This is a genomic window from Mycobacterium sp. TH-M106 (genome assembly GCF_057473765.1).
Window position 1 is genome coordinate 1 of sequence record NZ_JBYCLE010000130.1, and the last position, 7,383, is coordinate 7,383.

Consider the following 7,383-nt stretch of genomic DNA (forward strand, 5'->3'; position numbering starts at 1 on the left):
CCAACTGGCTGGCGATGAACTGCCGCCGCCATATGGAGTTGTACGGCACCACCAAGGAGCAGCTGGGCTGGCTCGCCGTCAACAACAGGCGCAACGCCGCGTCGAATCCGCTGGCGGTGTACCGGGAACCGATGACGATGGCCGACTACCTGGCCGCGCGGCCGATCTCCACACCGTTCGGCCTGTTGGATTGCGACGTGCCGGTCGACGGGTCGATCGCGGTGGTGGTCTCGGCCGCCGACTACGCCGGCGACTGCCCGCACCGGCCGGTGGCGGTGGAGGCGGTCGGTGGAGCGAACGGGGCCGGCGGCTGGTTCCACCGGCCCGACTACCCGAAGATGGCCTCGGCCGACGCTGCCGCGCAGCTGTGGTCGCGGACCGACCTGCGACCCGCCGACCTCGACGTGGCCGAACTGTACGACGGGTTCACGTTCCTGACCATCGACTGGCTGGAGGCACTGGGGATCTGCGGCGAGGGCGAGGGTGGGCCGTTCGTCGAAGGCGCGGTTCGGATCGCCCGCGACGGCACACTGCCGCTGAACACCTACGGCGGGCAGCTGTCGGCGGGACGGATGCACGGCTACTGGGTGCTGCACGAGGCGTGTTTGCAGCTGCGCGGCGACGCCGGCCCGCGACAGCTGCAGCAGCGCCCGGAGGTGGCCGTGGTCAGCGCCGGCGGCGGTCCGATCGCCGGATGCATGTTGTTGACGTGTTGAGTCGCCGGCCCGTCGGCGGACGTCCTGCGGTGATAGCTTTGAGCCGCCGTCCACCCGTGGAGACAGCGATGAAGGCCAAAGGCGCTATGAACCGGCCGGCAGACTCAGTTGCGCGGCCGGTCGGGAAGCGACTACTGTGTGCGGTCGTGCGTCATCTTGCGGTAGCCAGCACCCGCAGCGGGGTCTGATTCGGACCGACCCCCCGCTGCGGGTCGGTAGCTACTTCTTGTCGGTCGCTCCCTTCGAGCAGAAGAAGCCGGCAGATGACTCCTCCCAAGCCCTCTCCTCATCGCAGTCCCGTGACGCCACGCTGCGCTGCGGGCGCACGATTCGTCAAGGAATTCGGTGTGCCGCTGCCGCGCGGGCTGCGCGAACAGGCCGCGCAGCTCTCCTGGGAAGACTTCGTTACGGCCTACGGCGACGCCCAGGGGCCGCTGCGGCTGGGGCGGTGGGCCTGCCTGGACGGCGAGCGGCCCGCGGCCCGGCTGGGACCGCAGGGTCGCACTTATCAGGCGACGATCGCCGTCGGCGACCGCATCGACACCTGCACCGCCGCAGCGAGCGGCCCGATCGCAGCGCTCACCACGATGCTGCACGAGCAGGGAGTCACCGTGGAGATGCTGCGGTTTCACCAACTGGGCTGCGGGAACCAGACCGCCACGTTCATCCAAGGGTCAGACGGTCGTCGTGCGGCGTGGGCTATGGGTTTCGCGGCAGACCCCGCGGAGTCCGCACTGGACGCGATCATCACCTGTGCTAACCGGCTGTTGACGGCGACCTGAAGACGCCGCTAGGCGCAGCAACAGCGTTGTCACCGAGCGCATCACGCATCGCCGTAATGCAGCGGGCGCAACACGATCGGCATGCCGTCGATCGGGATAGGCATGCCTCCGTAGTCCCAACGCGGCCGGTAGTCGGGCCGCGGCAACTCCAGCCGGTAGTGGCGCAGCAGCCGGTGGACGACGGTCTTGACCTCGAGACGCCCGTAGACCATTCCGATGCACTTGTGGGCGCCGCCGCCGAACGGCGCGAACGCGTAGCGGTGCTTCTTGTGTTCGGCGCGCGGCTCGAGGAAGCGCTCCGGGTCGAATTGCCCGGGGTTGGTGAACAACTCGGGCAGCCGGTGGTTCATCCCCGGCCAGGTCACCACGTTGGTGCCGGCCGGCAGGTAATAGCCCAGCAGATCGGTGTCGCGCACGGTCTGGCGCATGTTGAACGGCAGCGGAGTCACCAGCCGCAGCGACTCGTCCATCACCAGGTCCAGCGTCTCCAGCTTCTCCAGCGACTCGATGTCCAGCGGCCCGTCGCCTAACCGCGCCGACTCGTCGCGGGCCCGCTCCTGCCACTGCGGGTGTGCGGCAAGGTGGTAGGCCATCGTGGTGATGGTCGACGTGGTGGTGTCATGGGCGGCCATCATCAAAAAGATCATGTGATTGACAATGTCTTCGTCGGTGAAGCGGTTGCCGTCCTCGTCGGCGGTGTGACACAACACGGTCAGCATGTCGGTGCCCTCGGCCCGCCGGCGTTCAGCGACACGTTGGGCGAAGTACTGTTCGAGCACCTTACGGCCCTGCAGACCCCGCCACCACTTGAACGGCGGCACCGGCTTGCGGATGATCGCTCCGCCGGCGCGGGTGGTCGCCTCGAACGCGTTGTTCACTTTGGCAACCAGCTTGTGGTCGTCACGCAGGTCCTGACCCATGAACACCACCGACGCCACGTCGAGGGTGAGTTCCTTGACGGCCGGATAGAACAAGAACCGAGCATCGTCGGCCGGCCAGGCGTGCACGATCGGAGTGGCGACCCGGTCCATGTCCTCGACGTAGCTGGCCAGCCGCGGGCGGGTGAACGCTCCCTGCATGATCCGTTTGTGTGCCAGGTGCTCGTCGAAGTCGAGAAGCATCAGGCCGCGGTCGAAGAACGGCCCGATGACCGGCATCCAGCCCGTTGTCGAATAGTCCTTATTCTTGTTGGTGAAGATCGTCTGGGTGGCGTCGGGTCCGAGCGCGACAATCGAGGACAAGATCGGCGACTCGGCGAAATACACCGGGCCGTACTTCTTATAGAGGAAGAGCGGAAAATCCGGTCCCTCCCGGAACATCTCGATGATGTGGCCGAGAATCGGCAACCCGGAATCGCCCAAGACGGGCTTGAGTCCGCTGCCGGGCGGCGGGTCGGCCAGCGTCTTCTGCTTCCAGGCCACATTCAGCAGCCGCTGCTCGACCAGCCCCATGCCGGGGATGTTGTTCACCGTCGGAACCAGTCGACGCCTGGCCTGATCGAGGAGGTAGTGCGGGGTGCTGATGGTGGTCTTGGCAGTAGTCATGCACGCTCCTCAACGGGGCCCGTGGCCGTCACTCGAGCCCTATCCTTCGATCTAACTTGACGCCTGTCAAGTTTGCGGGGCACGGTTGAGCAGTGAGCACGCAGCAGGACCGGAACCGGGGCACGTCGGCTCCGACCAGACGCGGCGACAAGCAGCGGCAGGCGATCGTGGCGGCGGTGCGCGAGCTGCTGGGGGAAAAACCGTTCGCCGAGCTGTCGGTCAGCACTATCAGCGACCGGGCCGGGGTGGCCCGGTCCGGGTTCTACTTCTACTTCGATTCCAAGTACGCAGTGCTGGCACAAATCCTGGCCGAGGCGGCCCACGAGCTCGAGGAGCTCACCGAGCACTTCGCGCCGCGCGGCGGCGACGAGTCACCGGCGGCGTTCGCCCGTCGCATGGTGGGCAGTGCGGCCGCGGTCTACGCCCACAACGATCCGGTGATGTCGGCGTGCAATGCGGCCCGCAACACCGACGCCGAGATCCGGGAGATCCTCGATGCTCAACTTGACGGCCTGATCGACCAGATCATCGGCGTCGTCACCGACGAGATCGACGCCGGTACCGCAGTTCCGATCAGCGACGACATTCCCGCACTGGTCCGCACCCTGACTGTGACGACCGCGTTGATGCTCTCCGGCGACACCACGTATCTGGGTCCGGATGGCGACGTCCAACGTGGTGTCCGGGTGCTTGAGGCGCTGTGGCTCAACGCACTGTGGGGCGGCGCTGGCGCCCGGTAGGCCGCGCCGACCCCGTTACCGCCGGTATCGTCACCACCCATGGCGACCAAGCTCGCGAAGCGCTACACGAATAAGAGGTGCTTCATCACCGGTGCGGCCAGCGGCATCGGCCGCGCCACGGCGCTGCGACTGGCCGGCCTGAGCGCCGAGTTGTACCTGACCGACCGCAACGCCGACGGCCTGGCCGAGACAGTGGCTGATGCCCGCGCGCTGGGGGCTCAGGTGCCCGAGCACCGGGTGGTGGACATCTCCGATCACGACGACGTCGCCGCGTTCGCCGCCGACATCCATTCGCGGCATCCGGCGATGGACGTCGTGATGAACGTCGCCGGGATATCGGCGTGGGGAACCGTCGACCGGCTCAGCCACGAACAGTGGGCCAAGCTCGTCACGGTCAACCTGATGGGGCCGATCCACGTCATCGAGGAATTCCTCCCGCCGATGGTGGCCGCCCGGCGGGGCGGGCACCTGGTCAATGTGTCCTCGGCGGCCGGATTGGTCGGGCTGCCCTGGCACGCCGCTTACAGCGCCAGCAAGTACGGCCTGCGCGGGTTGTCCGAGGTGCTGCGCTTCGACCTGGCGCGACACCACATCGGGGTGTCGGTGGTGGTTCCGGGCGCGGTGCGGACTCCACTGGTCGACACGGTCGAGATCGCCGGTGTCGACCGCGACGACCCGAACGTCGCCCGCTGGGTGGAACGGTTCAGCGGCCATGCGGTGTCGCCGGAGCGGGCGGCGGAGAAAATCCTGGTCGGCGTGGCGAAGAACCGCTACCTGATCTACACCTCGGCCGACATCTGGGCGCTGTATGCGTTCAAACGAGTGGCCTGGTGGCCCTACAGCGTGGCGATGCGCCAGGTCAACCTGCTGTTCACCCGGGCATTGCGGCCGGGATCGCCGCGGCGCCGACTCAAGGGGAATACTGCGAACACCGAGTAACCGACTTTGCTGGAGGCTGGGCGGCTGGTCGTGCTGCGCTCGGCGGGAAGTAAGTGTCGGTGCGGCAGGTGAAAGACAACCCCCGAAGCCCGTTTGTGACCTGCGACACGCCGAGGAACACCACGTGCGCGCGCTGACGACCAGCGAATTCCAACAATGTTGTTCAGAACATCTGGTATTGCTCCCCATTGTCGACCACTAGGTGTAGTGTTTGTGGCACCGACAGATCCGGGATCACCTGGTGGGCCCGACCGCGTCAACCGACACAGATTCGGTGCCCGGCACAGCCGCGGTCAACCGGGATCTTCAGATCTGGCGGTCCGCTGAACGATAGTGCGAGCGCAGTTCTGATCCATTGCCAGTCCGTCGTGAGAGGTTCGCTGAGGAGGCCTACCGCCAATGACCCATCCCTCTATCACCGTGTACACCAAGCCCGCGTGCGTGCAGTGCAACGCCACGTACAAAGCGCTGGACAAACAGGGCATCGCCTATCAGAAGGTCGACATCACCTTGGACCCCGACGCGCGGGACTACGTCATGGCGCTGGGCTATTTGCAGGCGCCGGTGGTGGTGGCCGACAGCGAGCACTGGTCGGGCTTCCGGCCGGACCGCATCAAGGCGCTGGCCGATACCGCGCTCAGTGCGTAGCCAGAGTCCGGGTTGAAGGAGGACGTGGTGTTCTGCTACGCCGGAGACGTGGTCGCCCGCACATGCGGTGTGCCGTACCTGTACCGCTTCTAACTGATGGGAACCGACGAGGACGTGCAAGCCGTCCGAGCGGGATTGACCGATTTCTGGAAGGACGAGACGTGTCACCTACCGTTGCAACCGCAGAGCCGGTAACCGCTGCCACCCGCAGCATGTCGGCGGGCGACGCGGATTACCACGCCCTCAACGCGATGCTGAACCTGTATGACGCCGACGGCAGGATCCAGTTCGACAAAGACGTCGCAGCCGCGCACCAATACTTCCGCCAGCACGTCAACCAGAACACGGTGTTCTTCCACGACCTCGATGAGAAGCTGGACTACCTCGTCGAGCAGCAGTACTACGAGCGCGAGGTGCTGGAGCAGTACTCGAGGGCATTCGTCACATCGCTGTTCGACCGGGCCTATGCCAAGAAGTTCCGGTTCCCGACGTTCCTGGGTGCGTTCAAGTACTACACCTCCTACACGCTGAAGACCTTTGACGGCAAACGCTATCTGGAGCGCTTCGAGGATCGGGTGTGCATGGTGGCGCTGAGCCTGGCTGCCGGGGACACCGCACTGGCCGAGCAGCTGGTCGAGGAGATCATCGAGGGCCGCTTCCAGCCAGCCACCCCGACGTTCTTGAATGCCGGCAAGAAGCAGCGCGGCGAGGCGGTGAGTTGTTTTCTCCTTCGCATTGAGGACAACATGGAGTCGATCGGCCGCTCCATCAACTCCGCGCTGCAGCTGTCCAAACGTGGCGGGGGAGTCGCGTTGCTGCTGACCAACATTCGTGAGCACGGCGCGCCGATCAAAAACATCGAGAACCAGTCTTCGGGTGTCATCCCGATCATGAAGCTGCTGGAGGACTCGTTCTCCTACGCCAACCAACTCGGCGCACGCCAGGGAGCCGGCGCGGTGTACCTGCACGCCCATCACCCCGATATCTACCGGTTCCTGGACACCAAGCGGGAGAACGCCGACGAGAAAATACGGATCAAGACGCTGAGCCTCGGTGTGGTGATCCCCGACATCACCTTCGAATTGGCCCGCAAGAACGAGGACATGTACCTGTTCTCGCCGTACGACGTCGAACGCGTCTACGGGGCCGCGTTAGCAGACATCTCGGTCACCGAGAAGTACTACGAGATGGTCGACAACCCGAACATCCGCAAGTCCAAGATCAAGGCGCGCGAACTGTTCCAGACGATAGCCGAGCTGCAGTTCGAGTCCGGTTATCCCTACATCATGTTCGAGGATACGGTCAATCGAGCCAACCCCATTGAAGGCAGAGTCACCCACTCCAATCTGTGCTCGGAGATCCTGCAAGTGTCCACGGCGTCGGTGTTCAACGAGGATCTCTCGTATGCGCAAGTGGGTAAAGATATTTCGTGTAATCTGGGCTCGCTGAACATTGCCAAGACGATGGACTCTCCGGATTTCGCACAGACCATCGAGGTGGCGATCCGGGGGCTGACCGCAGTATCCGACCAGACGCACATCTGGTCGGTGCCGTCGATCGAGAAGGGCAACAGCGAATCACACGCTATCGGCCTGGGTCAGATGAATCTGCACGGATACCTCGCCCGTGAGCACATCTTCTATGGCTCCGAAGAAGGAATCGACTTCACCAACATCTACTTCTACACGGTGCTGTATCACGCGCTGCGGGCATCGAATCGCATCGCGATCGAACGAGGAACGTATTTCAAGGGGTTCGAGCAGTCCAAGTACGCGTCGGGGGAGTTCTTCGACAAATACACCGACCAGGTCTGGGAGCCCAAGTCGGAGAAGGTTCTTCGGCTGTTCTCGAACGGCGACATCCGCATCCCCAACCAGTACGACTGGCGCCGGCTGAAGGAGTCGGTGGTCGCGCTCGGCATCTACAACCAGAACCTCCTGGCGGTGCCGCCGACCGGCTCGATCTCCTACATCAACCACTCGACGAGCTCGATCCATCCGATTGTGTCCAAGGT

The 7,383-nt window shown here is 64.7% G+C and carries 7 protein-coding genes and 1 pseudogene; 7 read left to right on the plus strand and 1 reads right to left on the minus strand.

Going from position 1 to position 7,383, the window contains the following annotated elements; genetic code table 11:
• A partial coding sequence (locus AC2VOP_RS04595) for a thiolase family protein (protein ID WP_486959845.1) occupies positions 1–716 on the plus strand: 716 nt, incomplete at its 5' end.
• Between the two features lie 263 nt (positions 717–979).
• Positions 980–1,498, plus strand: a complete 519-nt coding sequence (locus AC2VOP_RS04600; RefSeq protein ID WP_486959846.1) for a homocitrate synthase — start codon at positions 980–982, stop codon at positions 1,496–1,498.
• A gap of 41 nt (positions 1,499–1,539) precedes the next feature.
• On the opposite strand, the gene AC2VOP_RS04605 is transcribed toward AC2VOP_RS04600, so the two are convergent.
• Positions 1,540–3,042 (minus strand): cytochrome P450, encoded by a 1,503-nt coding sequence (locus AC2VOP_RS04605; RefSeq protein ID WP_486959847.1) that lies wholly within the window; start codon positions 3,040–3,042, stop codon positions 1,540–1,542.
• A gap of 92 nt (positions 3,043–3,134) precedes the next feature.
• On the opposite strand from AC2VOP_RS04605, the gene AC2VOP_RS04610 reads away from it, so the two are divergent.
• The 5 genes and pseudogenes from AC2VOP_RS04610 to nrdE form a co-directional block, all read left to right on the plus strand.
• Complete coding sequence (locus AC2VOP_RS04610) at positions 3,135–3,782, plus strand: TetR/AcrR family transcriptional regulator (protein WP_486959848.1); 648 nt, start codon at positions 3,135–3,137, stop codon at positions 3,780–3,782.
• A gap of 39 nt (positions 3,783–3,821) precedes the next feature.
• Positions 3,822–4,721, plus strand: a complete 900-nt coding sequence (locus AC2VOP_RS04615) for an SDR family oxidoreductase (RefSeq protein WP_486959849.1) — start codon at positions 3,822–3,824, stop codon at positions 4,719–4,721.
• Positions 4,722–5,120: 399 nt separating this feature from the next.
• Positions 5,121–5,369, plus strand: coding sequence for a redoxin NrdH (locus AC2VOP_RS04620; protein WP_486959850.1), 249 nt, complete (start codon positions 5,121–5,123; stop codon positions 5,367–5,369).
• A 30-nt stretch (positions 5,370–5,399) separates the two neighbouring features.
• Positions 5,400–5,564 (plus strand): annotated as a pseudogene (locus tag AC2VOP_RS04625) (class Ib ribonucleoside-diphosphate reductase assembly flavoprotein NrdI); the annotation flags it as partial.
• Between the two features lie 17 nt (positions 5,565–5,581).
• Positions 5,582–7,383: class 1b ribonucleoside-diphosphate reductase subunit alpha (gene nrdE / locus AC2VOP_RS04630; RefSeq protein WP_486959851.1), on the plus strand; the 1,802-nt coding region annotated here is incomplete at its 3' end.